This is a genomic window from Thioalkalivibrio sp. XN8, from assembly GCF_011058255.1.
Taxonomy (GTDB): domain Bacteria; phylum Pseudomonadota; class Gammaproteobacteria; order Steroidobacterales; family XN24; genus XN24.
Map to the genome: position 1 here is coordinate 1 of NZ_JAALFH010000042.1, position 25019 is coordinate 25019.

25 protein-coding genes are annotated in these 25019 nt (G+C 72.6%); 12 read left to right on the top strand and 13 right to left on the bottom strand.

Annotated elements, in window-relative coordinates; genetic code table 11:
• Positions 1–3327: hypothetical protein (locus G6N75_RS15435; RefSeq protein WP_276611226.1), on the bottom strand; the 3327-nt coding region annotated here is incomplete at its 3' end.
• A gap of 169 nt (positions 3328–3496) precedes the next feature.
• On the opposite strand from G6N75_RS15435, the gene G6N75_RS04410 reads away from it, so the two are divergent.
• Positions 3497–3988: a hypothetical protein gene (locus tag G6N75_RS04410; protein ID WP_165346974.1), complete on the top strand. Its 492-nt coding sequence runs from the start codon at positions 3497–3499 to the stop codon at positions 3986–3988.
• Between the two features lie 2 nt (positions 3989–3990).
• Here G6N75_RS04410 and G6N75_RS04415 read toward each other — a convergent pair whose 3' ends face one another.
• Genes G6N75_RS04415 through G6N75_RS04450 form a run of 8 tightly spaced genes read right to left on the bottom strand, consistent with a single transcriptional unit; the run spans position 3991 to position 13324 of the window.
• A complete protein-coding gene (locus tag G6N75_RS04415; protein ID WP_165346976.1) occupies positions 3991–4482 on the bottom strand; it encodes a chemotaxis protein CheW in 492 nt (163 codons plus the stop codon).
• On the bottom strand, positions 4475–9835 hold the full coding sequence (locus G6N75_RS15540; protein ID WP_165346978.1) for an Hpt domain-containing protein: 5361 nt from the start codon (positions 9833–9835) through the stop codon (positions 4475–4477). Before G6N75_RS15540 ends, G6N75_RS04415 begins: the two co-directional genes overlap by 8 nt.
• Positions 9832–11082: a methyl-accepting chemotaxis protein gene (locus G6N75_RS04425; protein ID WP_346765490.1), complete on the bottom strand. Its 1251-nt coding sequence runs from the start codon at positions 11080–11082 to the stop codon at positions 9832–9834. Before G6N75_RS04425 ends, G6N75_RS15540 begins: the two co-directional genes overlap by 4 nt.
• A gap of 36 nt (positions 11083–11118) precedes the next feature.
• Positions 11119–11682 (bottom strand): chemotaxis protein CheW, encoded by a 564-nt coding sequence (locus G6N75_RS04430; RefSeq protein WP_165346982.1) that lies wholly within the window; start codon positions 11680–11682, stop codon positions 11119–11121.
• Positions 11675–12070, bottom strand: coding sequence for a response regulator (locus G6N75_RS04435; protein ID WP_165346984.1), 396 nt, complete (start codon positions 12068–12070; stop codon positions 11675–11677). Before G6N75_RS04435 ends, G6N75_RS04430 begins: the two co-directional genes overlap by 8 nt.
• A 25-nt stretch (positions 12071–12095) precedes the next feature.
• Entirely contained in the window at positions 12096–12494 is a 399-nt protein-coding gene (gene pilG / locus G6N75_RS04440; protein ID WP_346765491.1) for a twitching motility response regulator PilG, read from the bottom strand.
• Between the two features lie 60 nt (positions 12495–12554).
• Complete coding sequence (locus G6N75_RS04445) at positions 12555–13052, bottom strand: hypothetical protein (protein WP_165346988.1); 498 nt, start codon at positions 13050–13052, stop codon at positions 12555–12557.
• Complete coding sequence (locus G6N75_RS04450; protein ID WP_165346990.1) at positions 13049–13324, bottom strand: helix-turn-helix transcriptional regulator; 276 nt, start codon at positions 13322–13324, stop codon at positions 13049–13051. The genes G6N75_RS04445 and G6N75_RS04450 overlap by 4 nt, the downstream gene beginning before the upstream one ends.
• Before the next feature lie 176 nt (positions 13325–13500).
• Between G6N75_RS04450 and gshB the strand changes: the two genes are divergently transcribed.
• From gshB to G6N75_RS04505, 11 genes are all read left to right on the top strand, one after another.
• A complete protein-coding gene (gshB, locus tag G6N75_RS04455; RefSeq protein WP_165346992.1) occupies positions 13501–14478 on the top strand; it encodes a glutathione synthase in 978 nt (325 codons plus the stop codon).
• A complete protein-coding gene (locus tag G6N75_RS04460; protein WP_240900936.1) occupies positions 14475–15461 on the top strand; it encodes an FAD:protein FMN transferase in 987 nt (328 codons plus the stop codon). The genes gshB and G6N75_RS04460 overlap by 4 nt, the downstream gene beginning before the upstream one ends.
• A complete protein-coding gene (locus G6N75_RS04465) occupies positions 15458–15826 on the top strand; it encodes a NusG domain II-containing protein (RefSeq protein WP_165346994.1) in 369 nt (122 codons plus the stop codon). The genes G6N75_RS04460 and G6N75_RS04465 overlap by 4 nt, the downstream gene beginning before the upstream one ends.
• A complete protein-coding gene (locus tag G6N75_RS04470) occupies positions 15810–16352 on the top strand; it encodes a Gx transporter family protein (protein WP_165346996.1) in 543 nt (180 codons plus the stop codon). The genes G6N75_RS04465 and G6N75_RS04470 overlap by 17 nt, the downstream gene beginning before the upstream one ends.
• Complete coding sequence (locus G6N75_RS04475) at positions 16349–17158, top strand: energy transducer TonB (protein ID WP_165346998.1); 810 nt, start codon at positions 16349–16351, stop codon at positions 17156–17158. The genes G6N75_RS04470 and G6N75_RS04475 overlap by 4 nt, the downstream gene beginning before the upstream one ends.
• On the top strand, positions 17155–17721 hold the full coding sequence (locus G6N75_RS04480; protein WP_165347000.1) for a YqgE/AlgH family protein: 567 nt from the start codon (positions 17155–17157) through the stop codon (positions 17719–17721). The genes G6N75_RS04475 and G6N75_RS04480 overlap by 4 nt, the downstream gene beginning before the upstream one ends.
• A gap of 2 nt (positions 17722–17723) precedes the next feature.
• Positions 17724–18161 (top strand): Holliday junction resolvase RuvX, encoded by a 438-nt coding sequence (ruvX, locus tag G6N75_RS04485; protein ID WP_165347002.1) that lies wholly within the window; start codon positions 17724–17726, stop codon positions 18159–18161.
• A gap of 8 nt (positions 18162–18169) precedes the next feature.
• The gene (locus G6N75_RS04490) at positions 18170–19123 is read left to right on the top strand and encodes an aspartate carbamoyltransferase catalytic subunit (RefSeq protein WP_165347004.1); all 954 of its coding nucleotides are present in this window, start codon (positions 18170–18172) and stop codon (positions 19121–19123) included.
• Complete coding sequence (locus G6N75_RS04495) at positions 19116–20018, top strand: dihydroorotate dehydrogenase electron transfer subunit (protein ID WP_165347007.1); 903 nt, start codon at positions 19116–19118, stop codon at positions 20016–20018. The genes G6N75_RS04490 and G6N75_RS04495 overlap by 8 nt, the downstream gene beginning before the upstream one ends.
• Complete coding sequence (locus G6N75_RS04500; protein ID WP_165347009.1) at positions 20018–20695, top strand: DUF6498-containing protein; 678 nt, start codon at positions 20018–20020, stop codon at positions 20693–20695. Before G6N75_RS04495 ends, G6N75_RS04500 begins: the two co-directional genes overlap by 1 nt.
• Before the next feature lie 92 nt (positions 20696–20787).
• On the top strand, positions 20788–21507 hold the full coding sequence (locus tag G6N75_RS04505; protein WP_165347011.1) for a hypothetical protein: 720 nt from the start codon (positions 20788–20790) through the stop codon (positions 21505–21507).
• Positions 21508–21532: 25 nt separating this feature from the next.
• Here the strand turns inward: G6N75_RS04505 and G6N75_RS04510 are convergent, their stop codons facing one another.
• The 4 genes from G6N75_RS04510 to G6N75_RS04525 all read right to left on the bottom strand — a co-directional run bounded on the left by G6N75_RS04510 (position 21533) and on the right by G6N75_RS04525 (position 24918).
• Complete coding sequence (locus G6N75_RS04510) at positions 21533–22342, bottom strand: hypothetical protein (RefSeq protein ID WP_165347013.1); 810 nt, start codon at positions 22340–22342, stop codon at positions 21533–21535.
• A 5-nt stretch (positions 22343–22347) separates the two neighbouring features.
• Entirely contained in the window at positions 22348–22848 is a 501-nt protein-coding gene (locus G6N75_RS04515) for a hypothetical protein (RefSeq protein WP_165347014.1), read from the bottom strand.
• Between the two features lie 106 nt (positions 22849–22954).
• Positions 22955–23605 (bottom strand): response regulator transcription factor, encoded by a 651-nt coding sequence (locus G6N75_RS04520; RefSeq protein ID WP_165347016.1) that lies wholly within the window; start codon positions 23603–23605, stop codon positions 22955–22957.
• On the bottom strand, positions 23602–24918 hold the full coding sequence (locus tag G6N75_RS04525; RefSeq protein ID WP_240900939.1) for an ATP-binding protein: 1317 nt from the start codon (positions 24916–24918) through the stop codon (positions 23602–23604). The genes G6N75_RS04520 and G6N75_RS04525 overlap by 4 nt, the downstream gene beginning before the upstream one ends.
• Between the last annotated feature and the right edge of the window lie 101 nt (positions 24919–25019).

The window sequence follows — 25019 nt, forward strand, 5'->3', positions numbered from 1 at the left end:
AGTCGCCACGTCCACCGCGTCGGCCGAGCCGCCGCCGGCGCCCTTGCCGCCGATCCCGACGGTGGCCGCGCCGACGCCGCCGCCGCCCGCCACGATGCTGAAGCCGCCGCTGCCGCCGCCGCCGCCCACGCTCTGGGCCTGGATGCCGTGGGCCTCGGTACCGAGGGTCGCGATGGCGCCGCTGTTATCGACCTCGACCGCCGCGGCATGCCCGCCGCCGCCGCCGTCACCGCCGAGCCCCAGGCTGAAGGCGCCGAGCCCGCCGCCGCTGCCGGCGATGCTGAAACCGCCGCTGCCGCCGCCGCCGCCCACGCTCTGGGCGAACAGGCCGACTGCACGCAGGCCCTCGGTGGCGATGCTGCCGTCGTTGGCGACCGTCACTGCCTCGCTGGCGCCGCCGGTGCCGCCCTGGCCGCCGAAAGCCAGGGCCACGCCAATGCCGTCGCTGGCCGCGCCGGCAATGCTGAAGCCGCCGCTGCCGCCACCGCCGCCCACGCTCTGGGCGAAGATGCCCTGGGCATCGTCGCCGCGCGTGTGGATATCGCTGCCGCTGGTCACGGTCACGGTGTCGCTGTCGCCGCCACCACCGCCGTCGCCGCCGACGCCGACCGAGAAGGAGGCGCCGAGACCGACCGACGCGGCGATGGCGAACCCGCCCCGGCCGCCGCCGCCACCCACGCTCTGGGCGTCGATGCCGCGCGCCCGGTCGCCGCTGGTGGAGATTGCGCTGTCGGCGGTGTTGACGACCACCGAGCTGCCCGGCCCTCCGTCGCCGCCGGTGCCGCCGATGGCCAGGGAACCGAACAGGCCAACGGCCACGCTGTTGCCGCCGCTGCCGCCGCCGCCGCCCACGCTCTGGGCGAAGATACCGCTGGCGTCGTCACCCCGCGTGGTCAGCGCGCCGGTATTATCGACCCGGACTGCGGCCGCCTGGCCGCCCGCGCCGCCTTCGCCACCGATGGAGAACCAGCCCACGGCCGAGCCGCCGCTGCCGCCGCCGCCGCCCACGCTCTGCGCGAACAGGGCCTCGGACCAGGCGCCGGTGGTCTCGATCACGCCCCGGTTCGCCACGCTCACTGTGCCGCCATCACCGCCCCCGCCGCCCTGGCCGCCGATGCCCACCAGGCCGCCGCCGCTGCCGGCATCACCACCGCCGCCCCCCACGCTCTGCGCGTACAGGCCGCGCGCGAAGTCGCCAAAGGTCACGAGGCTGCCCTCGTTGCTGGCGCTGGCCGCGCCGCCGTTGCCGCCCGACGCCCCGTCGCCGCCCACGGCAACCAGCCCGCCGGCGCTGCCGCCGGCGCCGCCGCCCCCGCCCACGCTGAGCGCCACCAGGCCGTGCGAGCCGTCGCCGTGAGTGGTGACGCTGCCGCCCGCGACCTGGGTCACCGCCACGACCCCGCCGCTGCCGGCGCTCTCGCCGTCGCCGCCGCGGGAATAGAAGAGGCTGCGGCCGGTGCCGCCGCTGCCGCCGAAGCCGCCCACGCTCTGGCCGAACAGGCCGAAGGCGTTCGCACCCCGGGTCGTGATGAGCCCGCCGCTGAGCAGGGTCACGTCGCCGCCGTCGCTGCCCTGGCCGCCGCCACCGGCCGCGCCGACCAGCCAGCCGCCGCTGCCGCCGCCGCCGGCATTGCCGCCGGCGCTCTTGGCCCAGATGCCGTGGGCCTCGTCGCCATGGGTCGTCACCGTCCAGTCGCCCTCGACCCGCACGTCGCCCGCCAGGCCGCCGAAGCCGCCGAGCGTGCCGCCGGCGAACACGCCGCCGTCGCCGCCGACGCCGCCGTCGCCGCCCTCGCTGATGGCGAGGATGCCGCTGCCGAAGCGGCCGAAGGTCTCGATGGCGCCGGAGCCGGTGACCGTCACCGCCATGCCGGCCCCGCCGGCGCCGCCGCGCCGGCCGCCGTAGTAGAAGCCGCCCGCGCCGCCGTCGCCGCCGCGCCCGCCCTGGCTGTGGGCCAGCACGCCGACGCTGGCGTCGGCCTCGGCGTCCGCCGCCGGCTCGAAGCGCGTGATCACCTCGCCCTCGATGCGCACGTTCACGTCGCCGCCGTCGTTGCCGTGGCCGCCGGCCGTCGGCGGACGCGCGCCGAAGGTCCAGAAGCCGCCGCCATCGCGGCCGTCGGTGCCGCGCTGGCCCTGGCTGTGGGCATAGACGCCGTGCGCCGCCGCGCCCGTGGTGGCGATGGTGCCGCCGAGATGAGAGATATTGACGGTGCTGCCGGCGCCGCCCGAGACGCCCCGGGCCTGGCCGAGCAGGCCGGGAATCTCGTTGTCCGGGTCACCTTTCACGTACAGGTCGAGGTCGGGCCAGGCGACGCCCGTGGTCGCCTCCCCGAACTCCACCAGCCCGAAGGTATCGAACTCGACGAAGGTCCGGGTCACCAGCGTGCCGTCGACGTTTTCCACGCGGGCGCTGAGAAAACCGGTCTCGCCGGTGCGCAGCGGGTCCGGGCCGCCGCGGAAGCCGTCGAGGGAAACCAGCACTTTCACCGTCCGCGCCTCGCCGTCGGCCAGGTCGGCGAAATCGTCGCCGGGATCGAAGCTGAAGCTGCCGTCCAGGTTGACGGTGAAGCTGCCGGCGATCGCGCCGTACTGCACCTCGTTGGTGGGCGTCAGCGCATCCGGGTCCACCTCGTTGCCGAGCTCGACGATCTCGACGCTGCGGGCGTCGAGCGTCAGCGGCGCGTCGGCCGTGACGGCCTGCAGCTCGCCGCCGTCGGGGTCGGCGGCGCCGGTCAGCTGGAAGGTGATGCCGGCCGGGTCGAAATTCTCCAGCGCGGTGATCATCGCGTCGGGATAGCCGCTGGTGCTGCTGTAGCCGTAGATGCCGTGCGCACCGCGGCCCGCGGTGTCGATCTCGCCGTGGTTCTCGGCCGTGATCACGCCGCCCGCGACGCCGGGCGTGCCGGGCACCGGCACCCCGAGCAGGGGATCGTTCGGCGGCGCAGGCGACTGGCCGACGCTGCGCAGGTAGAGGCCGCGGCCGTTGTCGCCAGTGGTCGAGAGCACCACGTTCGCGCCGGGCGCGCCGGTGTAGAGCACCAGGTCGCTGCCGGCGCCGCTGGTGAAGCGGATGGCGTCGCCCGTCACCTGGATCGGGCCGGCCAGTTCGCCCACCCGGACCGGCTGCGCCACCGGCGGCGCTGCCAGCTCGATGCCGTCCGACTGGTCGCCGCGGCAGTCCAGTTCGCCGGTGTCGACGTTGACTTCACAGGGGTCCGGCGCCGCGAACAGGCACGGCGGCAGCGCCAGGAAAGCGGCCAGCGAGACCAGGCAGGCGGGCGCGGTGAGACGGATGCGGGCTTCGAGTCTGCGGCGGCAGGACATGGCGGTTCCTCCGTTCGGAGGCCCGGGGAAACCCCGGGTCAGGCACGCGGCCGCGCACTGCGGCGCGACGCACCGCGTCTACCCAATAAGCTAGTTCGCCTGCGCCATTGCGTTATGACCTGCGTCAACTGCCGTGACCGGCCGCACCGCGGCCGGTTACCCTTGCGCCATGCACGACCCCATGGACAAGCGCTTCCAGCAACGCATGCTGAACATGCTCTGGTACACCGCCCTCGGCGGGCCGCTGCTGGTGGCGGTGATCATGCTGGCCATCCCCTATGGCCCGATGGTCGAGTGGCTGCCGCGGCAGCTGTTGTGGCAGGGGTCGCTGGTGGCGCTCGCCCTGCTGCTGGCGGCCGGCCGGCCCTTCACCCGCCAGCGCATGGCGCCGGACCGGGTGGCGGCGGGCGCGAAGCCCTGGCGGGAACTGGAACACGGCGACGTCGAGGGCGAGGCCTTCGTCCGGGTGCAGTTCGCCGCCATGCGCACCGCGGCGCTGCTCGACGTCATCCCGGTGGCGGTGCTGCTGCTGGCGATCCTGCACGCCGACCCGCTGCTGGCGCTGGCCGACGGGGTGCTGGCGCTGGTGGCGGCCGCGATCGCGAAGCCGGACTTCGTCAATACCCTGCTGACGACCGAGTCACGCCTGCGGCGCGGCTGAGCTCACTCGCCCTGGAGCACGTTCGCGACGTCGGTCTCCAGCCGCTCGAGGTCGGGAATCGCCGGCGTCTCGTTGAGGACCCGCACGCGGCACAGTACCGGGGCATCGTCGGAGGCGCCGTTGCCCTCGCCGCTATCGGCGTCGAGCTCGATCACGTCCTTGCCGAGCCGCACCAGCTGCGGCAGTCCCTGGCACAGCAGCGCCAGCCCGCCGCGGCCGAGCTGGCCGGTCAGGCTGCGCAGGACCACCGCGCGGCTGCGGCCGCCGATCTCGGGCACCGGGTCGCCGCAGGCCGCCTCGAAGGACACCAGCGGCACCATCCGGTCGCCCCAGGCGACCTCGCCGAGCAGCCAGTCGGGCTTTTCCTCGCGCAGCCGGATGCGGCCGAGACCGATCACCTCGGCCACGCCGGCGCGCGGCACCAGCAGGCGGCGGCCGACCAGCGGCAGGAGCAGCGCGTGCAGCAGGTCCTCGGCAGCTTCTTCTTCACTCATCGCTGCTCTCCGCGGCTCGCTGCTCCTCGCCCGTCAGGGTGCGGATGGCGTTCAGCAGGTCGCTCTCCTGGTAGGGCTTGCCGAGGTAGTGGTCGACGCCGATCTCCATGGCCCGCGCGCGGTGCTTCTCGCCGACGCGCGAGGTGATCATGATGATCGGGATGTGGCGCAGGCGGGCATCGTTGCGCACGTGGCTGGCCACCTCGTAGCCGTCCATGCGCGGCATCTCGATGTCCAGCAGCAGGATGTCCGGGGTGTGCTCCTGCAGCAGCGCGACGGCGTCGACGCCGTCCTTCGCCGTGATCACGCGCATGCCGTTGCGCTCGAGCAGTCTTTCGGTGACGCGGCGCACGGTGATGGAGTCGTCGATCACCATGACGAAGGTGCGGTCGTCCTCCTTGGCCTTCGGCGGCGCCACCGGCGGCGGCTCGGGGCCGCGCACGCGGGCGCGGATCAGCGCCGCCACGTCGAGAACCAGCACGATCTTGCCGTCGCCGAGCACGGTCGCGCCGGCCACGCCGCGGATGCCCGCCAGCTGCGGCCCGAGGGGCTTCACCACGATCTCGCGCGCGCCGAGCATCTCGTCGGTCAGCAGCGCGGTGGGCCGCTCGGCGGCGCGCACCAGGATGGCCGACACCGTGCCGGCCTCCGGCAGGCCCGCGGCCTCGCCGTCGACCAGCGCGGCGACGTGCTCGAAGTGGTAGTCGTGATCGCCGTAGCGGAAGGGAATGGCGTGCGGGCCGAAGTAGCGGCCCAGCTCGGCCGCCGGCACCCGCACCACGCCCTCCACCGCCGGCAGCGGCAGCGCGTACCACTCGTCCCCGGCGCGCATCACCAGCGCCTGGGTGATGGCGCGGGTGAAGGGCAGGCGGATCTCGAAGGTCATGCCCTCGCCGGAGCGGTTGCGCACGTCGAGCGAGCCGCCCAGCTGGCGCACCTCGCTGGCCACCACGTCGGTGCCGACGCCGCGGCCGGCGCCCTGGCTGAGCTGCCGGGCGGTGCTGAAGCCCGGCCGCAGGATCATCAGGCAGGCGGCCTCGCTGCTCAGCGTCTCGCTCGGCCCGACCAGGCCCAGGCCCTGGCCCTTGCGCCGGATCGCTTCCAGGTCGAGGCCGGCGCCGTCGTCGCTCACCTCCACCACCACCTCGGCGCCCTCGCGCCGCACGTCGACGGTGACACGGCCGGTCTCGGGCTTGCCGACGGCGCGCCGCCGCTCCGGCGCCTCGATGCCGTGGATGATGGCGTTGCGCAGCAGGTGCTCGATCGGCCCCAGCATGCGGTCCATGATCTGGCGGTCCAGCTCCGCGGTGCCGCCGACCACCTGCAGCTCGGCCCGCCGGCCGAACTCGGCGGCGATCTGGCGCACCAGGCGCGACAGCCGCTGCGCATGGCGGTTGAAAGGCACCAGCCGGGTGCGCATCAGGCCGTCCTGCAGCTCGCTGACGGCGCGTGACTGCTGCACGATCAGGTTCTCGGCCTCGCCGATGCGCTCGCTGATCAGCTGCTGGATGCTGGCCACGTCGCTGGCGGTCTCGGCCAGGGCGCGGGACAGCTGCTGGATGGTCGAGTAGCGGTCCAGTTCCAGCGGGTCGAAGTCGCCACGCCGGTCCACGTCGCCCTGGTGGCGGTGGAGGATCTGGGTCTCGGTCTCGATCTCCATCTTGCGCAACTGGTCGCGCAGGCGGACGAACGTGGCGTTCAGCTCCTCGAGGTTGAACTGGACCGAGCCGAGCTGCTCTTCCAGCCGGCTGCGGTAGATGCCCACCTCGCCGGCGTTGTCGAGCAGCTTCTCCAGCAGCGAGGCGTCGACGCGGGCCAGCTCCTGCCGCTGCATGGCCGCCGCCGGGGGCGCGGCGGGGACGGACGCGGCCGGCGCAGGCACGAACTGGGGTTCGGGTTCGGGCTCGGGCTCGACCAGCGGCGCGGGCTCGACGGACGGCAGCTCGGCCGGCGCGAAAGCCGCCGTGTCCTCGAGCACTTCCTCGGGCGCTTCCTCGGGCGCTTCCTCGGCCGGCAGCTCCTCCTCCGCCGGCGCCTCTGGCTCTGCCACCGCTTCCTCGGCGGGCGCTGCTTCCTCGGCGGGCGCTGCTTCCTCGGCGGGCGCCGCTTCCTCGACCGGTGCTGCTTCCTCGACCGCCCCCGGCGCCTCGAGCTGGCGCACCAGGTCCGCGGGCATCTCGGGCATGCGCCCGTCGGCGGCCGCGTCGCGCATGCCGTGCAGGGCGTCGATGCAGCGCTGCACGACCTCGACCAGTCCCGGCTCGACCTGGCGCCGGCCCTCGCGCAGGGCCTGGAACAGGTTCTCCAGCTCGTGGCTGAAATCGCCGATGGTAGTCACGCCGGCGAGCCGCGCGCTGCCCTTGATGGTATGCAGGTAGCGCTGCAGCGCGTGCAGCGGCTCCTGGTCCGAGGGCCGCGCCCGCCACGCGGCCATGGCGTCCTGGGACTCGTCCAGGATCTCGCCGGCCTCCTCGACGAAGATGCCGAGGATCTCGAAATCGAAATCGGGCTGCTCGAGGATGGTGTCCACGGCGCCGGCCTGGGCCCGCAGCTCGTAGTCCTGGTGCAGGGCCCGGATCTCTTCCGCCAGCGCCTCGTCGGGCGGCCCGGTCGGTTCGCCGGCTTCTACCGCCTGCACCACGCGGTCGATCGCCTCCACGGCGCGGCCGAGCAGCGCGATCCCTTCCGGCGGCAGCCCGACGTGGTCGTCGTAGAGCTGGCGCAGGTAGTCGTTCAGCGGCCGGGCCACCGTCACCACGGCCGCCACGTCGGCCATGTTGGCGCTGCCTGCCAGGGTATGGCAGGCGCGGTGCACGGCCTCGGTCACGGCAAACGGCGGCGTGCGCAGCGCGCAGTCCTCGATGAAGGCGCGCAGCTCCGCGAGATGCCCGCTGGCCTCGCGGGTGAAGATCTCGCGCAACACCGGGTCCATCTCCGGCGTGGGCTCCGGCTCGGGCTCGGGCTCGGGCTCGGGCGCCGCCTCGACCGCCGGCGCTGCGGCCCGTCCGGCGGTGAAGTCGGCCGCCTGGGCCATCAGTGCCTCGATGTCGGCGGCCGGCGCCTGGCCGCTCTCGATCTGCTCGATCAGCGCCGGGACCTGCGCCACCGCCTCGCCGAGGAACTGCGCCAGCGCGTCGCTGCGCTCGATGCGGCCCTCGATCAGGGCATTGAGCATCTGCTCGATGCTCCAGGCGAACTCGCCGATGCGCCGCGCCCCCACCATGCGGCCGCTGCCCTTGAGGGTATGGAACGCGCGCCGCAGGGTGCCGAGGTCGTCGCGGTCGTTGGTCGCCGACCACTGGGCGTAATGCTGGCGCGACAGCGCGTCCAGCTCCTTGGCCTCCTCGATGAACAGCTCGATGAGCTCGGTGTCCGGCTGCTCGCCGCCCTCGAACACCGCCATGCCGGCCGCTGCGGGCGCGGGCGCGGTCTCTTCCGGCGCGGCCTCCGGCTCCGCCTCGGACGCGGCGATCTCTGGCTCCGCGACCTCCGGTTCCGCTTCCTCCGGTTCCGCTTCCTCCGGCGCAGCTTCCTCCGGTGCAGCCTCCGGCTCGGGCGGGGCCTCCGGCTCGGGCGGGGCCTCCGGCTCGGGCACGGGCTCCGGCTCGGGCACGGGCTCCGGGGCCGGCGCCGCGGCGGCGGCCTCGGCCTCGGCCTCGCGCGCCTGCAGCGCCGCCAGGCACTCCTCGGCGTTGTCCAGCATGAATTCCGGCGGCGTGCGGCCGGCCCGGACGGTCTCCATGAAGTATTCGAGACTGACGATGGCATCGGCCAGGCGGTCCAGGGCGTGGCGCGACAACTCCACGCCGTCCGGCTCCAGCAGGCGCCGCACGTACCGGGTGACCTGCTCCATTACGCCGACGGCCCGCCGCTGCTCCAGCATCAGCAGCGCCGCCGTCACGCCCTGCAGCAGCCCGGGCACGGCGTCGGCCAGCTGCGGGTCGATGGGGCCGCTCAGGCGCTCGCTGACCGCGTCCCGCACCCGCGCCATGTTCACCAGGCACTCGCGCAGCAGCGCTTCCGTGACCTGGCGCATGGCGTCGGCCTGCTCGTCTTCGGCCTCCGTCCGCACGACCGGCTGCGGCTCGTCCAGCACCAGGCCGATCAGCCGCTCGTCGAGCCGGTCTTCCACCCGCAGCAGGCTGGCGGCCACGGCCAGCAGCTCGTCCTCGGTATCGGCCCGGTCCTTGTGCAGCAGGGCCTTGAGCCGCTCCGCCTCCCCCCGGACCTGCTCGCGAATCTCGCCCAGCCCGAGGACACCGAGGGTCTCGCCGATCTTGCCCAGCATGCCGCACTGGTGCTCGAGCACCTCGGTGGGGATGGTGCCGGTGCGGGCATGCAGGTCGAGCGCGTCCTTGACCTTGGCCAGGTCCTCGCGGATGGCGCCGGCGACGGTGCGCATCAGCTGCACGCTCGGCCCGCCGAGGCTGTCGCGCGCCTGGGCCACGTCCGGCTGCTCGGGCAACAGGTCGCCCAGGCTGAAGGCGTCGCGGATGGCGCTGACGCGGCTGCCCTGGGTGCCGGCGCGCGCCACGTAAAACAGCAGTGCATTGAGCAGGTCCAGCGGCGGCTCGGCGCCGATGGCTTCCTCGCCCTCGTCGATCATGCGCCGCACCTGGCGGTCGACCTGGCCGAGCAGCCGCTTCACCGAGGCGCTGGCCGGCAGGCCGCCCTGGCGCAAGGCCTCGACCACGCCGCCGAGCACCCACCACAACTGGTGCACATTCGGGTCGGTGGAGGCCCGCTCGAGCCGGGCCGCCACGTCCGCGATCACGGCCAGGCTGCTGTCGGGGCGCTCGCCGCGGATCCAGGCCAGCAGCGCCGCCTGGTAGCGGGGCCGCAGCTGGCGGCCCAGCTTCACCACGTCCTCGCCGGAAGGCTGCAGGGCGACGTCGCCGCCCGACGGCTTGCGATCGCTGGGCAGGTTCAGCAGCAGCAGGGTGTTCTCGGACAGCAGCGCGGAGCCGCGGGCGGCCCGGAGGTCGTTCAGCAGCGGCAGCAGCACCAGCGGAACGTCGCGCCCGCCGCTGACCACGCGCTCGAGATAGGGCGGCAGCTGCACCACGGCGCGCGACAGCGCGTCGAGCGCCTCCTGCGGCGGCTGGGCGGTGGTGGCGTTGCGCCGCAGGTGCTGGGCCAGCTGCTCCATTTCCTCGGCCAGCAGCGAGGCGCCGTAGACCTCGGCGATGCGCAGCGCCCCGTGGGCCTGGTGCAGCAGGTCGGCGCAGCGCTCCATGGTCTCCGCCTGGTCCGGCTTCTCGACGAACTCCTCCAGCGCCATGCGCACGTCGTTCATCGCGTTGGTGACCTCGGTGGTCACCCAGAGCAGCTGTGGCGAGGCGTGGGCGCTCACTTCGGCGGCGTCTCCGGCAGCCGGAAGCCGGCCACGGAATTACGCAGCTGGGTGGCGAGGTCGGCCAGCTTGCCGATCGACTGGGAGGTCGCGCCGGTGGCGTCGGCGGTCTGCTCGCTGATCTCGCGCAGCACGTTCATGTTGCTGGTGATGTCGCCGGCCGCCGTCGCCTGGTCGCGCGCCGAGCGGGAAATGTTCTGCACCAGGGTGGCGATCTGGTTGGACACGCTCTCGATCTCGTCCAGCGCCGCGCCGGCGTTCTCCGCCAGCAGCGCGCCGCCGACCACGTCGGTCGTGCTGCGCTCCATCGAGGTCACCGCCTCGTTGGTGTCGGACTGGATGGTCTTCACCAGCACCTCGATCTGGCGGGTCGCATTGGCGGCGCGCTCGGACAGGCGCTGCACCTCGTCCGCCACCACGGCGAAGCCGCGCCCCGACTCGCCAGCCATCGAGGCCTGGATAGAGGCGTTCAGCGCCAGGATGTTGGTCTGCTCGGCAATGTCGTTGATCAGCTCGACGATGTTGCCGATCTCCTGGCTGCTCTCGCCGAGGCGCTTGATGCGCTTGGAGGTGTCCTGGATGGTCTCGCGGATGGTGTTCATCCCCTCGATGGTGCGGCGTACCGCGGCGCCGCCCTTGTGGGCCACGTCCACCGAGTGGCGCGCCACGTCGGCGGCGCGCTCGGCGTCGCCGGAGACGGCCTCGATAGAGGCGGCCATGCGGGCGATGGACTCGGTGGCGTCGCTGGCCTGGCGCAGCTGGGTGTCGCTGGCTTCCGCCATGTGGGTCGCGGTGGCCTGGGTCTGGCGCGCGGCGGCGTCCACCTTGATGGCGGTCTGGTTGATGGTCTCGACCAGTTCGCGCAGCGCCTCGATGGCGTAGTTGATGGAGTCGGCGATGGCGCCCGTGATGTCCTCGGTCACCGAGGCCTGCACCGTCAGGTCGCCGTCGGCCAGGTTGCCGAGCTCGTCCAGCAGCCGCAGGATGGCGGCCTGGTTGCGGTCGTTCTGGCGGGTCTGCTCGGCGGCGCGCCGGCGCAGCTCCTCGCCGCGGAACAGGCCGACCGTCAGCGCCAGCGACAGCAACAGCGCCCCGGTCGCCAGCCACAGCGGCCAGGCCGCCTCGTCCGCCAGTCCCGACCCGGGCGGCAGGCCGCGCCAGGTCAACACGACCGCGGCGAGCACCACCGCGACCAGCACCAGGCCCAGTACCGGCAACAGGGCCATACCCCGTGAATGCTGTCTCATGTTTTTGTCCGTCGTGGAAACCATTGCCGCGGGCCCTCAGTCGTCGCGCGCCGCTTGCAGGAAATTCGGGCTCTCGGCCAGCGCCTGGAGGCTGAACACCGGCCAGGACTCGTCGTCCCCGCCGAAGGCGCCGGCCAGGTAGCGGCGGCAGCGCAGCTCGCCCTCCGGGCCCGGCTCGCCGCGCTCGCTCTCGGGGAAACGCCGGAAGCCGAATACTTCGTCCACCAGCAGGCCGGCCAGCAGCTCGCGATGGTTGAGCACGATGACGCGGGAATCGCGCCCGCGCCGGGTCGTGCCGCCGCCGAGGAAACTCTTCATGTCGATCACGGTGAGCAGCTGGCCGCGCAGGCTGGCGATCCCCGCCACCCAGGGGCGCGCGCCCGGCACGCGGGCCAGGGCCGCCGGGCAGGCGACGATTTCCCGCACCTCTTCGCGGGGCGCCAGGAAGCACTCCTCGCCCAGCCGGAAACCGATCCCGACCCAGTCGCGGGACTCGGTCTCGGCGTCACTGGCCGCGGCGCTGGCGAGCGCGCGGCGCTCCATTGCGCGGAGCAGGGCCCAGGGGTCGGCGCGCAGTTCTGCCAGCGGCGCTTCAGTCATTGGCCCCCGCTTCGCCCGCCGCAGTCTGCTCCAGCACGGCGCGCACCTTCGCCACCAGCTGGGCCTCCGACACGGGCTTCACCAGGTAGTCCCGGGCGCCCTGGCGCAGGCCCCAGATCCGGTCGGTCTCCAGCCCCTTGGTGGTCACCATCACCACCGGGATACTGGCCGTGTCGGGCGCGCGGGCCAGCTCGCGGGTGGCCTGGAAGCCGTTCATGCCCGGCATCACCACGTCCATCAGGATGAGGTCGGGACTCAGGATCCGGGCCTTGTCAATCCCCTCGCGACCATCGGCCGCGGCGGCGATATCGAAACCGTGCTTCTTGAGGTAGCCGCCGAGAACGTGCACCTCGGTCGGGGAATCATCCACGATCAGAACCAGGGCCATGTCGCTCCTCCGCCTGGCGCGGCGCTCAGGACTTGACGTGCGCGCCGATAGCGGACAGCAGCTCGTCGCGCGTGAAGGGCTTGGTGAGGTACTGCTCGGACCCGACGATCCGCCCGCGGGCGCGGTCGAACAGCCCGTCCTTGCTCGACAGCATGATCACCGGCGTCGACCGGAACACCTTGTTGTGCTTGATCAGGGCGCAGGTCTGGTAGCCGTCCAGCCGGGGCATCATGATGTCGACGAAAATGATGTCCGGGTGATGGTCGGCCACCTTCGACAGGGCGTCGAAGCCGTCGACGGCCGTGTAGACCTCGCAACCCTCCTTGGTCAACAGCGTCTCGGCGGTCCGGCGGATGGTCTTGCTGTCGTCCACCACCAGCACCTTGAGCCCGTTGAGGCTGCGCGACTCGTCTGCGTCCACCACGTACCTCCGCTTGAAGTTCCCGATTTTTAACATATTGAGCGTGGACCCGCCATGCGGCCTTCAGACTTCGCGCTGGCTCCAGGCGAGCAGCATCGAAGGCAGCATGCCGGCCAGCAGCAGCACGCCCCAGAACAGCGCATGCAACTGGTCGGCGCCAGGCTGCCACCCCACCCGGGTCGCGTCGGCGGCCAGGTACATCGCGAGAGTCGCGAGCGCCACCAGGCCGCTGAGGGCACGGTAGGCGTAGAGGTAATGCTCGTTGCGCACCGAGCGGATCCGCTCGTCCACGAACTCGTCGGGCAGGTCGGCCATGCCGCGCACCACCTGGCGCAGCAGCCACCAGGCCCCGCCCGCGAGCGCCAGCGCCGGCAGGAAGAGCAGGTTGTTGCCGTACCAGGCGGCCGCCACGGTCAGGGCGATCGCCAGGGCGGCCGCGACCACCAGCAGGCGGCGCCGGCGGGCGGCGCGCCAGCCGTCGAAGCGCGTGTCGTTGAGCATGGCGGCGGCGTCGCGCGCCATGGCAGTTTCGCGCGGGTCGCGCGGGTCAGGCTTGGTCATCGTGTGTCTCCGGGTTGCCGGTAGAGGGATTCGCTCATCGGCGCGAACGGCTGGAGGGAAAAAACCGCTTCGACCGGCAGCTCGAAGAACTGCGCGATGCGCAGCGCGAGAGCCAAGGTCGGGCTGTATTCCTGCCGCTCGAGGTAACCGATGGTCTGGTAGTGCACGCCGATGGCGTCGGCGAGTTCCTGGCGGCTCAGCTGCCGCTCGGCCCGCAACACCGCCAGTCGGTTGTGCACTTGCTCGGCTGTGGTCTTGGGTAGTCGTCCCATCGCGTGCTCACTGTGTCCAGAAACCAGGTGTCGGATAAGAGGCCGGACGATTTATAGTATTTTTACTATCATCTGTCAATAGTATGCTCTTGTTCGTTTAAGCCCGCGTCCGCCACCGCCGCGCCGCGACCCGCCGCCCCTTGCTATAGTTGCGCCGCACCCATGGAGCCCGGCCGATGAGTAACGCCCCGATCCGCCTTGGCGTGGTCATGGACCCGATCGAGCACATCAAGCCCGCCAAGGACACCACCCTGGCCATGCTGCTGGAGGCCCAGCGGCGCGGCTATGCGCTGGAGTACATGACCCAGGGCGACCTGTGGGTGCTGGAGGGCCGGCTCGGGGCCCGCATGCGCGCGCTCGAGGTGCGCGACGACCCGGAGTGCTGGTACGCGCTGGGCGAGGTGCGCGAGGCCGACCCGGGCGAGCTGGACGTGATCCTGATGCGCAAGGATCCGCCCTTCGACATGGAGTACATCTACACCACTTTCCTCTTGGAGCGCGCCGAGGAGCACGGCGTGCTGGTGGTCAACAAGCCGGCCGCGCTGCGCGACGTCAGCGAGAAGGCCTACACCATGTGGTTTCCGGAGTTTACGCCGCCGACCATGGTGGCCCGCTCGATGGCCGACATGCGGCGCTTCGTCGAGCGCTACGGGGCGGCGGTGGTCAAGCCGCTGGACGGCATGGGCGGGCGCTCGATCTTCGTGCTGCGGCCGGGCGACGCCAACACCGGCGTGATCCTCGAGACCCTGACGGCGCACAACACGCGCTTCGCCATGATCCAGCAGTACATCCCCGAGATCGTCGCGGGCGGCGACCGGCGCATCCTGCTGGTCGACGGCGAGCCCTTCGAGCATGTGCTGGCGCGGATCCCGGCGGCGGGCGAGAACCGGGGCAACCTGGCAGCCGGCGCCCGCGGCGAGGGCCGCGACCTGACGCCCCGGGAGCGGGAGATCTGCGCCGCCGTCGGGCCGGTGCTGCGCGACAAGGGCATCCTGTTCGCCGGGCTGGACGTGATCGGCGACAAGCTCACCGAGGTCAACGTCACCAGCCCCACGGGCGTGCGCGAACTGGACAAGCTCTACGGCGCGAACATCCTGGCCGGCCTGTTCGACGCCATCGAGCGGCGCCTGGCCGGGCGTCGCGCCGGCGCATGATGCGCGCCTGGCTCCTGCCGGCGATCCTGCTGCTGGCGGCCTGCGGGCCGGGGCCGGAGGAAGCCGAGACCCGCCACCGTTTCATGGCCATGGGCACCCTGGTCGACGTCACGCTCTACGGCGTGCCGGCGGCCGAGGCCGAAGCTGCGGCGCGCGAAGTCGAGACGCTGTTCCACGCGCTGCACCGCGAGTGGCAGCCATACGGGGACGGGGCGCTGGGACAGCTCAACCACGCCCTGGGGACTGTCCCGGGGACAGTCCCCACTGACCTGGCGACGCTAATCGCCGAGGCCGAACGGCTGGCAGAGGCCACCGGGGGGCTGTTCGACCCGCGCCTCGGCGCGCTGGTCAAGCTGTGGGGCTTCGGCTCGGACGAGACCATGCCCGCCGCGCCGCCGCCCCCGGAAGCCATCGCGGCCTGGCTGGCGACCCGGCCGGTGGAGTACGACCTCGGCGGCTTCGCCAAGGGCGTGGCGGTGGACCGCGCCATCGAGCTGCTGCAGGCGCGCGGCATCGAGCACGCCATCGTCAACGCCGGCGGCGACCTGCGGGCCATCGGGCGCAAGGGCGAGCGGCGCTGGCGCATCGGCATTCGCGCCCCGCGCGACGCCGGCAAGGTCATGGCCGCCCTCGAGGCCGGGGACGACGAGTCCGTGTTCACCTCCGGCGACTACGAACGCTGGTTCGAGTTCGAGGGCCGGCGCTACCACCACATCCTCGACCCGCGCACCGGCTACCCGACCGAGGGCCTGGCCTCGGTGACCGTGCTGCACACCGACGCCGCCCTGGCCGACGCCGCCGCCACCGCGCTGGCGGTGGCCGGGCCGGCGGACTGGCCCGCCACGGCGGCCGCGCTGGGCCTCGAGGCGGTGATGGTGGTGCATGACGACGGCCGCATCGAGCTGACCCCCGCGATGCAACCGCGGGTGTGGTTCACCAGCGAGGACTACGGCCGCCAGGCCAGGGTCCGGTCCCTGCCGTGAAGCTGTTCCGCGCCGGCGACCTGGTGGTGCTCGCCGCGGCGGCGGCGCTGGTCGGGGCGTCGTGGGCGGCGCTCTGGTCCGGCGGCGGCCCGGCGGAGTTCGCCGTCGTGACCGCGCCCGCCGCGGCGGCGCAGACGCTGCCGCTGGACGCCGACACCGTCACCGAGGTCGCGGGGCGGCTCGGCCCGAGCACGCTGGAGGTGCGCGACGGCCGGGTGCGCTTCACCGACTCGCCCTGCGTCGGCCGGCTGTGCGTGCACAGCGGCTGGCTCGACCGCAGCGGGCAGGTCGCCGCCTGCCTGCCGAACGGCGTGGTGGTCGAGGTCGGCGGGGGCCGGCGCGAGTTCGATGCCGTCAGCCACTGAGCGCGTCGCGCCGACCGGGGCCGGCCGCGACCGGCTGATCGCCGGCTTCGCCGCGCTGGCCATTGCCATCCACGTGCTGGAAGCGGCGCTGCCCAGCCCCCTGCCCGGGGTGAAGCCCGGCCTGGCCAACGTCATCACCGTCGTCGTCCTGCTGCGCTGGGGCTGGGGCATCGCGGCCTGGGTCGCGGGGCTGCGGGTGCTGGCCGGCAGCCTGCTGGTCGGCACGTTCCTGAGCCCCACCTTCATCCTCAGCGCCGGCGGCGCGATCGCCGCGCTGGCCGCGCTGTGGCTGGCGCAGCGGCTGTTCGGCCGCTGGCTGGGCGCCCCGGGCTACAGCGTCTGCGCCGCGCTGGCGCACATGGGCGCCCAGGTGCTGCTGGCCTGGCAGCTGTTCATCCCGCATCCCGCGCTGCTCAAGCTGGCGCCGTTTTTGCTGACCGCGGCGCTGGTGTTCGGTATCGTGAGCGGCGTGATCGCCGCGATCGTGTTGCAAAAACTCGCCGGGCCGGAGCCGGCGCGACCATGAGTCCCGCCACGCCGCAGTGGCTGGCCGGCGAGCGCCTCAGCTGGGCGCTCTTCCTGGCCGCCGCCGTCCACGGGCTGGTGATCCTCGGCGTCGGCTTCTCGCAGCCGGAGCGCGCCGGCCCCGAGGAAGTCCCGACGCTGGAGGTCACGCTGCTGGAATCGCCGGTGCCGGACGAGCTGGAGCCGGACGACGCCCGGTATCTCGCCCAGGAGAACCAGCAGGGCGAAGGCAACACCGCCGAGTCCCTGCGGCCGGAGTTCCACGAGCAACCGCCGGCGCCCGAGGCCGTGCCCGCCGAGCCGCTGGCGCCGCCCGACCCGGCCGACGCCGTGGTGCAGTCCTGGGCCGGCCCGCTCACCGTCGCGATCGCGCCGCCCGCCGCCGAGGCCGCGCCGCAGCCCGTGCCGCCGCAGCCCGAGGGCGGGCCGACGCGCATCAGCGACGCCAACCCGCGGGAGTTCTTCGTCTCCATCGACACCCGGGCCAGCCTCTTCGCCGAGTACCTGGCCGGCTGGAAGGCGCGCATGGAACGGCTGGGGACGGTGAACTTCCCGGCAGTGGCGCGGCAGCGCCACCAGCGCAACCCGGTGCTGGAAGTGGCGCTCAACGCCGACGGCACCATCGCCGAGGCGCGGGTGACCCATTCCTCCGGGGTGGGCGCGCTGGACCAGGCGGCGCTCGACCTGGTGCGGCTGGCCAGCCCCTTCGATCCCTTCCCGCCCGAAGTGCGGGCCCAGTACGACACCCTGCGCTTCGCCTACGAGTGGCGGTTCATCGACGGGCGCGGCGATATACTAGGCCCATGACCGAGGGCCAGTACCTGACCGGGCAGTTCCTGATCGCCATGCCGGCCATGGACGATCCGAACTTCGATCGCACCGTCACCTACGTCTGCGAGCACAACGACGACGGCGCGCTGGGGATCGTCATCAACCGCCCGATCGGCATGGCGCTGGGCGAGATCTTCGCCCAGCTGGACCTGCAGGCCGAGGACGACGCGCTGGTGGTGCAGCCCGTGCTCGAGGGCGGGCCCGTGCAGCCGGAGCGCGGCTTCGTCATCCACGACGACGGCCAGACCGAGTTCGGCGCCACCCTGGAAGTGCCGGACGGCCTGTGCGTGACCACCTCGCGCGACATCCTGGCCGCCATGGCCGCCGGCAAGGGCCCGCCGCGCGCCATCGTGGCGCTCGGCTACGCCGGCTGGGGCGCCGGCCAGCTGGAAGCGGAGATGGCGGCGAATTCCTGGCTGACCGTGCCGGCCGATCCCGCCATCATTTTCTCCGTCCCCTTCGAGCGGCGCTGGGAAGCCGCCGCCGAACTCATCGGCATCGACATCACCGCGCTGTCCTCCGAGGCGGGCCACGGCTGAGCATGGCCGCGGCCGCCAACACCCTGCTGGCCTTCGATTACGGTCGGCGCCGCATCGGCGTGGCCGTGGGCAACACCCTCACCGGCCGGGCGCGGGCGCTGGCGACCGTGGCGGCCACCGACGCCGGCCCGGACTGGGACCGGATCGCCGCGCTGCTGGGTGAGTGGAAACCCGGACGGCTGGTGGTCGGCGTCCCGTATAATGGCGGCGGCTTCGGCGCGGACGATATCGCGACGGAGGCGCAGCGCTTCGCGCGGCAGCTGCACGGCCGCTTCGACCTGCCGGTGGACACGGTGGACGAGCAGCTCAGCTCCGCCGAGGCCTATGCGGGCTTGAAGGCGGAGCGCCGCGCCGGCCAGCGCGGCCGCATCGCCAAACAGGACATCGACAGTGCCGCGGCGGCGGTGATCCTGCAGCACTGGCTCGACCATCACAGCTGAGGGACCCCATGGCATCCCAGTTCGACGCGCACGGCCGGCTCCGGCACCTGGTCACCCTCAAGGACATGCCGCGGACCCAGCTGGCCGCGCTGCTGGACCGGGCGGAGTCCTTCCTCACGCCCATGGGGGCGCAGCCGGCCCGCTCGGACGCCCTCGCCGGCCGCACCATCGCCAACCTGTTCTTCGAGCCCAGCACCCGCACCCGGGCCTCCTTCGAGCTGGCCGCGCAGCGCCTCGGCGCCGAGGTGCTGAGCCTGGACGTGAGCACCTCCTCGCGCGCCAAGGGCGAGAGCCTGCTCGACACCATCTACACCCTGCAGGCGATGCAGATCGACATTTTCGTCATCCGCGACGCCCAGTCGGGCGTCCCGGCCTTTATCTGCGAGCACGTCGCGCCGCACGTGGCGGTGCTCAACGCCGGCGAGTCGCATCTCAACCACCCGACCCAGGGCCTGCTGGACGTGCTCACCATGCGCCGCCACCTCGGCGACCTGTCCGACAAGGTGGTGACCATCCTGGGCGACATCCAGCATTCGCGCGTGGCGCGCTCGGCCCACCATGCGCTGGGCACGCTGGGCGTCGGGGAGCTCCGGCTGGTCGCGCCGCCGGCGCTCAGGCCCGACCCGGCCGAGTTCCCGGGCGCCGTGATGCTGGACGACACCGACGCCGGGGTCCGGGGCGCCGACGTGGTGATGTGCCTGCGCATCCAGCGCGAGCGCATGGAGCAGACCCGGGCGCCCGACGGCAGCGACTTCCACCGCGAGTTCGGGCTGACGCCGGAGCGCCTGGCGCTGGCGCAGCCGCACGCCATCGTGATGCACCCGGGACCGATGAACCGCGAAGTGGAGATCGCCGGCAGCGTGGCCGACTCGCCGCAGTCGGTGATCACCGAGCAGGTCACCAACGGCGTGGCGGTGCGCATGGCCGTGATGCAGACCGTGATGGAGACGCTCCATGACTGAAGCCGCCGCCAAGGATCGCCCGCACCGCGGCACGATTTTCGTCGAGGACGCCGAGGTGCTCGACGTCGAGGCCTGGCCCGCCGAGCAGTTCATCATGCGGCTGGTGGCGCCGCAGTGCGCCGCCCACGCGCGGGCCGGCAGCTTCGCCCACGTCACCTGCGATCCCGCGCTGCCCATGCGCCGGCCGCTGTCGCTGATGCGCGCCGATCCCGGCTCGGGCGTGATCGAGTTCCTGTTCAAGATCGTCGGCGACGGCCTGCGGCTGCTGGCGCAGCGCCGCCCGGGCGAGACGGTCAGCGTCATGGGCCCGATCGGCCGGCCGTTCACGCCGACGCCGGGGCGCCGCCGGCCGCTGCTGGTGGGCGGCGGCGTCGGCATCCCGCCGATGGTGTTCCTGGCCGAGGCGCTGGGCCCGGCGGCGCGCGACGGGCTGGTGCTGATGGGCTCGGAAGTGCCGTTCCCCTTCGACCCGGCGGACTCCCGGCTCGACGTGGCGCACCTGCCGCAGGGCGTGGTGGCCGCGATGCCGCTGATGGAGAACCTCGGCGTGCCGAGCCGTCTGGCCTCGCTCGGCGGCTTTCCCGGCTGCTACCCGGGCTACGTCACCGAGCTCGGCCGCGAATGGCTGCGGGGCCTGGATGCGGGCGCCCTGCAGGAAGTGGAGATCTTCGCCTGCGGCCCGACCCCGATGCTCAAGGCCGCCGCCGCGCTGGCGCGCGACTTCGGCCTGCCCTGCCAGGTCTCGCTGGAGGAATACATGGCCTGCGCCGTGGGCGGCTGCGCCGGCTGCGTGGTGCAGGTCAACACGCCCGCGGGCCCGGCGATGAAGCGCGTCTGCGTGGACGGGCCGGTGTTCGAGGCGGCGGCGGTGGACTGGGGAGCGATGCAGCACTGATGCCGGTCCAGGCGGCGCTGGTACTAGCCAATCTCGTGCCGCTCGCCGGCGTGCTGTTCTTTGGCTGGGACGCGCTGGCGCTGCTGCTGCTCTACTGGCTCGAGAACCTGGTGATCGGCGCCTACACGCTGCTCAGGATGGTGCGCGCCGAGGGCTTCAAGGGGCTCGGCGCGGGCGCCTTCTTCGTCTTCCATTACGGCTTCTTCTGCGCCATCCATGGCGTGTTCGTGCTGACCATCGCGTCGCTCGGCGCCGCCGCCAACCCCGCCGACGAGGTATTCCCGGACGACGCGATCTTCCCGCTGCTGCCCTTCCTGCTGCTTGCCAACCTGCTCGACTGGATCGGGCGCGAGATGCCGGCACTGCTGTTCCTGCCGCTGCTTGGCTTCGTCGTCAGCCACGGCCTGTCCTTCGTCGAGCACGTGATCGTCGGCGGCGAGGACCAGGGCCGCAGCGCCCAGAAGATCATGGGCGATCCCTACCGGCGCATCGCCGTAATGCACGTCGCCATCCTGGCCGGCGGCGGCATGATCATCGCCCTGGGCGGCGGCTCGGCGGCGCCGATGCTGGTAGCGATGGTGGCGCTGAAGACCTGGCTCGACCTGGCCCAGCACCGCAAGGAACACCGCCGCCGCGCCCGCGAAGCCAGCCGCGAGGCCGACCGCGAGGCCGCCTGAGCGCCCCCGCCGGCCGCTCAGCTTCCGTTCAGCTTCGCTCCCGCAGACTCGGGTCCCGTGGGCATTGCCCCTGGCTGACGCGGGAGACCGACATGACTGCACGCCTGAGAATCGCCGCCCTGCTGCTGGCGGCCCTGGTGCTGGCCGGCTGCACCGAAGAGACCGAGGTCATCGTCATCGACTGCCCCGGTCCCGACCTCGGCTTCGACGGCCGCTGGTTCGGCGCCATGGAAGACGACACCGGCGCCCTGTTCACCCTGGAATGGCAGGTGTGCGGCGACCGGATCACGCGCGAGTACGTCAACGGCTTCGCCTCGAGCGTGTCCGGCCAGCTCTGGCAGACGGGCGCGGGCGCCTGGGAAGGCCGGCTCAGCGACGGCACCTGGTTCCGGCTGCTGGCCGACCCGGCGCGCCGCCATCTCGTGATGGTGAACGATTTCTTCGAGTTCGCCGTGCTCGAGCGCGGGGCGACCGAACTGCCCGGCTGGTTCTTCAATGACCTGGACGGCCAGTGGAGCGGCCGCGAGGCGTACGGCGACTGGGGCCCCGGCCTGGTGCAGGCGTCCTGGGCGGTGTGCGGCGAGGCCCGCTGCGACACCGTGGCGGCCGACGGCTACGCCGCCACGCTGTACTTCGACGTGCTCGAGACCGACTTCGGGATGTACCGCGGCGAGTTCGCGGACTCGCTGGGCCAGGAAGGCATCGCCGGCGCGCTGATGAGCCCGGACCTGCTGTTCCTCGGCGCCTACACCTGCCCCTTCGGCTACGCGGGGCCGGAGGACTGCACCTTCAGCGGGCTGGGCTACGACTGAGGCAGCCCGCCGGGCGAGCCGGCAGCTAGAAGGTGGTCGCCAGCGACAGGCCGGCGCCCCAGTCGGGCGCGCTGTCGCTGAGTCCCGCCCGCAGGCTCAGGCTGGTCCGCCATGGACCTGCGCGCCAGGAATAGAAGCCGGTCAGCTCCAGCGGGTCGTCATTGGCAAAATATGCCGCCTGGCGATACTCGAGGAACACGCCGGCCCGATTTGCTGCGGTCACCCGGAACAAGCCGCCCGCCGCCGCCACGATGCCGTCGTCCAGCTCGAACCCGGCCGGATCGCCGCGCACCGTGTAGCCCAGCGAGGCCAGCCCGGTCCAGCGGTCGAAGAACGCCAGGTAGTCGGCCCGCAAGGTGATGTCGGTCTCGCCGCTGCCCAGTCCCTGGTCCTCGTCCGCCGTGCCCAGCTTGACCTCGCCGGCCAGGTCGAGCGCTGCGGCGCCGTCGGCCGCCTGCCAGACGTCGCGCAGCGTCACCGCCGCCGTGACGTCGCCGATCCCGCTTTCCGTCCGGCGGGGCCCGTCCCCGATGACCGGGCCGCCCGGGCCGTCGATGACGGTGCCCGCGGGCGCATCCACGCTCAGCCAGGGCACCGTGAGCTGCAGCGAAACCCGCCCCAGCCGAACCCAGCCCGAAAAGCGGGTATACCACTCCTCCACCCGCTCCTCGCCGCCGTATTCGCCGGAAACGAACTCGGTGCCGACCGCGATGCCGGCCTCGCGGTCGCCCGCCGCCCCGGCCGAAGCCGGGACGACGAGCGCCAGGAGGACACCCGTAGCGGCGGGCAGCCAACCTGCTTCACGCCCTCCGCGGGGGCTGCACCGGGTGTTCACGGGGCTTACTGGCCGGTGCCGCCGGGCGGCACGGGCTCCTCGACCTCGACACCGCGTTCACGGGCCCGCAGCTGCATCTCTTCGCGGTGACGCGCCCGGATCTGCTCACGCTCCTGCTCGGAGCCGGCGGTCCGGATCTGCTCGCGATAGCGGTTGCGCTCCTGCTCGGTCATGAGTTCGCCGCCGTAGATGGCCTTGCCCATGCCGTCCATCATGTGCTCGCGATCACGGTCCTGGTCGCGGTCCTGGTCCTGGTCACGGTCCTGCTGCTGCAGCTGGTCCTTGTCCTGGTCCTGCTGCTGCAGGCGGTCCTGGTCGCGCTGCTGCACCTGCTCGCCTTTCATCATCTGCTCGCGCGACTGCATGCGCTCCATCTGCCGTTCCTGGGTCGACTGGCCGGTCCGGGCGGGCTCGCCCTTGCCCTGGCCCTGCTGGGCCAGCACCGGAAGGGCATAGGCCGCCAGCACGCCGGCCAGCAACGCCGTCATCAGTCTGTTGAGTTTCATTACCCGTCCTCCATGCAAAGGGCCGGAACTCCGGCCTCAACCCAATGCTGGCGGTGAAGGCGGCGCCGCGATATGGGGTGAAGACCCCACCCGGGCAGCATGCAGCTCAGGGCTCGAGCAGCCCCTCGCGGATGGCAAAGCGGGCCAGTTCGACGCGATCGTGGATGTCCAGCTTGTCCATCAGGTGGGTGCAGTGCTGCTCCACCGTCTTTGGGCTGATCGCCATGACCTGGGCTATTTCCTTGTGGCTCAGGCCGCCGGCGAGATAGCGAAGCGCCTCGAGTTCCCTGGGGCTCAGCTGGTCGAGACGTCCCGCGGCCTGGCCGCCCCCAGGCGCCGCGGCCGGCCGCATGCGCTCCCGCACCGCCGGCGAGAAGACGGCCCGGCCGCGGCCCGCCAGCCGCAGCGCGTTGACGATGGTGTCCAGGTGCTCGTGTTTCAGCAGGTAGCCGGCCGCGCCGGCCTCCAGGACCTGGTCGAGGTAGCGGTCGCGCAGGTGGCCGCTGAGGAACACGATCCGGGTCCCCGGGCTTTGTTCGCCCAACTGCCGGGCCGCCGCAAAGGGCGAGAGCCCGGGCATGTCGATGTCCAGCACCAGGAGGCGGGCGTCGTGCTCGCGTGCAGCCGCCAGTGCCTCGCCGGCGTCCGCAACCTCGGCCACCACCTGGAAGTCGAGCTCCTGCTCCAGCCGCAGCGCCAGCATCTCGCGCAGCACGGCATGGTCGTCGGCCAGCACGACGGTGATGCGCTCGTTCATGCCTGTATCCGGGGCAACAGGATGCGCACCCGCGTGCCGCCGCCAGGGTTGGAAGTGATCTCCAGCCGACCGCCGTGGCCGCGCGCGAAGCGCTCGACCGAGCCCAGGCCCAGCCCGGTGCCCTTGCCCGGCGCCTTGGTCGTGAACAGCGGCGTGCCGGCGCGCTGCAGGGTCGCCGCGTCCATGCCGGGGCCAGTGTCGATCACGGACAGGCAGGCGTAGCCGTCGGCGCCGGGGCCGCAGCCTGGCGGGAGCCCGGAATCACAGCGCACGAAACGCAGCACGCCGCCCTCGGGCATGGCGTCGCGGGCGTTGAGGGCGAGGTTGACCAGCGCCTGCCGCAGCTGGCTGGCATCGGCCTCCACCCAGACCTCGCCCTCGACCTGGTCGTCGAAATCCAGCCTGAGGTTGGCGGGCATGAGCGGCTCCAGCCAGTCCCGCATTTCGCGCAGCAGCGCACCCAGCTCGACCGGCCGGCGACCCGGCTCTTCCCCGCGGAGAAACAACAGCAGGTTGTCGGTCAGCTCCTCGCCCTGGCGGATCGCTTGTTCGAGTCCCGCCAGGGCACGCTCGCGCTGGGCCTCTTGGCGGGCCATCCCGGCGTAGCCGGCCAGCGCGGCCAGCACGTTGTCGAAATCGTGCGCAATGGTGCCGGACAGCTGGCCCAGCAGCTTCATTTTCTCGGTCTCGCGCAGCTCGTCCTCGGCCTGGCGGCGGGCCTCGATTTCCGCGCGCAGCAACGCCTTCTCCTGGTCCAGCCGCCGCACGAGCAGCAGCCAGGCGGCGATCGCCAGGGCGAACAGGACGAGAGCGCCGAACAGGGAGGCGACCTCGTTGCGCGTGAGGCCGGCCTCCCGCGACAGCAGCAGGGCGTGATGGCGGGCGTCGAAGGTATTGATAGCCCGGCGCAGCGCGGCCAGCCGGGCCGTGTATTCCTCGCCGGTGATGAGCTCGAAGGCCGCGCGCTCGCGCCCATCCTCCTGGAGCGCCAGGGCACGCGCCTCGATGAGGCTGAGTTCTTCGAGGGCGCCGAGGGCCTCGGCCAGCGTCTCGTCGCCCGGGGCCTCGGCCGCCGCCAGGTCGACCACCAGCCCACGCAGGCGTTGCTCGGAGTCGGCATGGCGAGCCAGCCAGCCCGCGTCGCCGGTGGCGATGGCCAGCTGGGCCGTGCGCTGGATCTCGGCTTCCAGGTCCCACAGCGCTTCCTTGATGGCGGCGGCCTCGGCATGGGACGCCTGGAGCTCGCGCAGGACGATAGCCGCCGAGATAGCGTGCCAGGCCAGCCACCCGACCATGGCCACGGCCGCGACCATGGCGGCCACCCGCCACGTCCGCGTCCCCAGGTTCCAAGCTCCTTGCTCGGCCACCCGGGACGATCCGCTGTCCCGGCGCAACACTGGCACCGCCTGAGTCT

Bases quoted from the DNA above. Each gene is read 5' to 3' on its own strand.
- G6N75_RS04435 (WP_165346984.1), bottom strand. From the start codon at position 12,070: ATGGCCCTGGTTCTGATCGTGGATGATTCCCCGACCGAGGTGCACGTT.
- G6N75_RS04475 (WP_165346998.1), top strand. From the start codon at position 16,349: ATGAGTCCCGCCACGCCGCAGTGGCTGGCCGGCGAGCGCCTCAGCTGG.
- G6N75_RS04490 (WP_165347004.1), top strand. From the start codon at position 18,170: ATGGCATCCCAGTTCGACGCGCACGGCCGGCTCCGGCACCTGGTCACC.
- gshB (WP_165346992.1), top strand. From the start codon at position 13,501: ATGAGTAACGCCCCGATCCGCCTTGGCGTGGTCATGGACCCGATCGAG.
- G6N75_RS04430 (WP_165346982.1), bottom strand. From the start codon at position 11,682: ATGACTGAAGCGCCGCTGGCAGAACTGCGCGCCGACCCCTGGGCCCTG.
- G6N75_RS04445 (WP_165346988.1), bottom strand. From the start codon at position 13,052: ATGACCAAGCCTGACCCGCGCGACCCGCGCGAAACTGCCATGGCGCGC.
- G6N75_RS04415 (WP_165346976.1), bottom strand. From the start codon at position 4,482: ATGAGTGAAGAAGAAGCTGCCGAGGACCTGCTGCACGCGCTGCTCCTG.
- G6N75_RS04520 (WP_165347016.1), bottom strand. From the start codon at position 23,605: ATGAACGAGCGCATCACCGTCGTGCTGGCCGACGACCATGCCGTGCTG.
- G6N75_RS04495 (WP_165347007.1), top strand. From the start codon at position 19,116: ATGACTGAAGCCGCCGCCAAGGATCGCCCGCACCGCGGCACGATTTTC.
- G6N75_RS04425 (WP_346765490.1), bottom strand. From the start codon at position 11,082: ATGAGACAGCATTCACGGGGTATGGCCCTGTTGCCGGTACTGGGCCTG.
- G6N75_RS04500 (WP_165347009.1), top strand. From the start codon at position 20,018: ATGCCGGTCCAGGCGGCGCTGGTACTAGCCAATCTCGTGCCGCTCGCC.
- ruvX (WP_165347002.1), top strand. From the start codon at position 17,724: ATGGCCGCGGCCGCCAACACCCTGCTGGCCTTCGATTACGGTCGGCGC.
- G6N75_RS04460 (WP_240900936.1), top strand. From the start codon at position 14,475: ATGATGCGCGCCTGGCTCCTGCCGGCGATCCTGCTGCTGGCGGCCTGC.
- G6N75_RS04505 (WP_165347011.1), top strand. From the start codon at position 20,788: ATGACTGCACGCCTGAGAATCGCCGCCCTGCTGCTGGCGGCCCTGGTG.
- G6N75_RS04480 (WP_165347000.1), top strand. From the start codon at position 17,155: ATGACCGAGGGCCAGTACCTGACCGGGCAGTTCCTGATCGCCATGCCG.
- G6N75_RS04450 (WP_165346990.1), bottom strand. From the start codon at position 13,324: ATGGGACGACTACCCAAGACCACAGCCGAGCAAGTGCACAACCGACTG.
- G6N75_RS04470 (WP_165346996.1), top strand. From the start codon at position 15,810: ATGCCGTCAGCCACTGAGCGCGTCGCGCCGACCGGGGCCGGCCGCGAC.
- G6N75_RS04515 (WP_165347014.1), bottom strand. From the start codon at position 22,848: ATGAAACTCAACAGACTGATGACGGCGTTGCTGGCCGGCGTGCTGGCG.
- G6N75_RS04525 (WP_240900939.1), bottom strand. From the start codon at position 24,918: ATGGTCGCGGCCGTGGCCATGGTCGGGTGGCTGGCCTGGCACGCTATC.
- G6N75_RS04410 (WP_165346974.1), top strand. From the start codon at position 3,497: ATGCACGACCCCATGGACAAGCGCTTCCAGCAACGCATGCTGAACATG.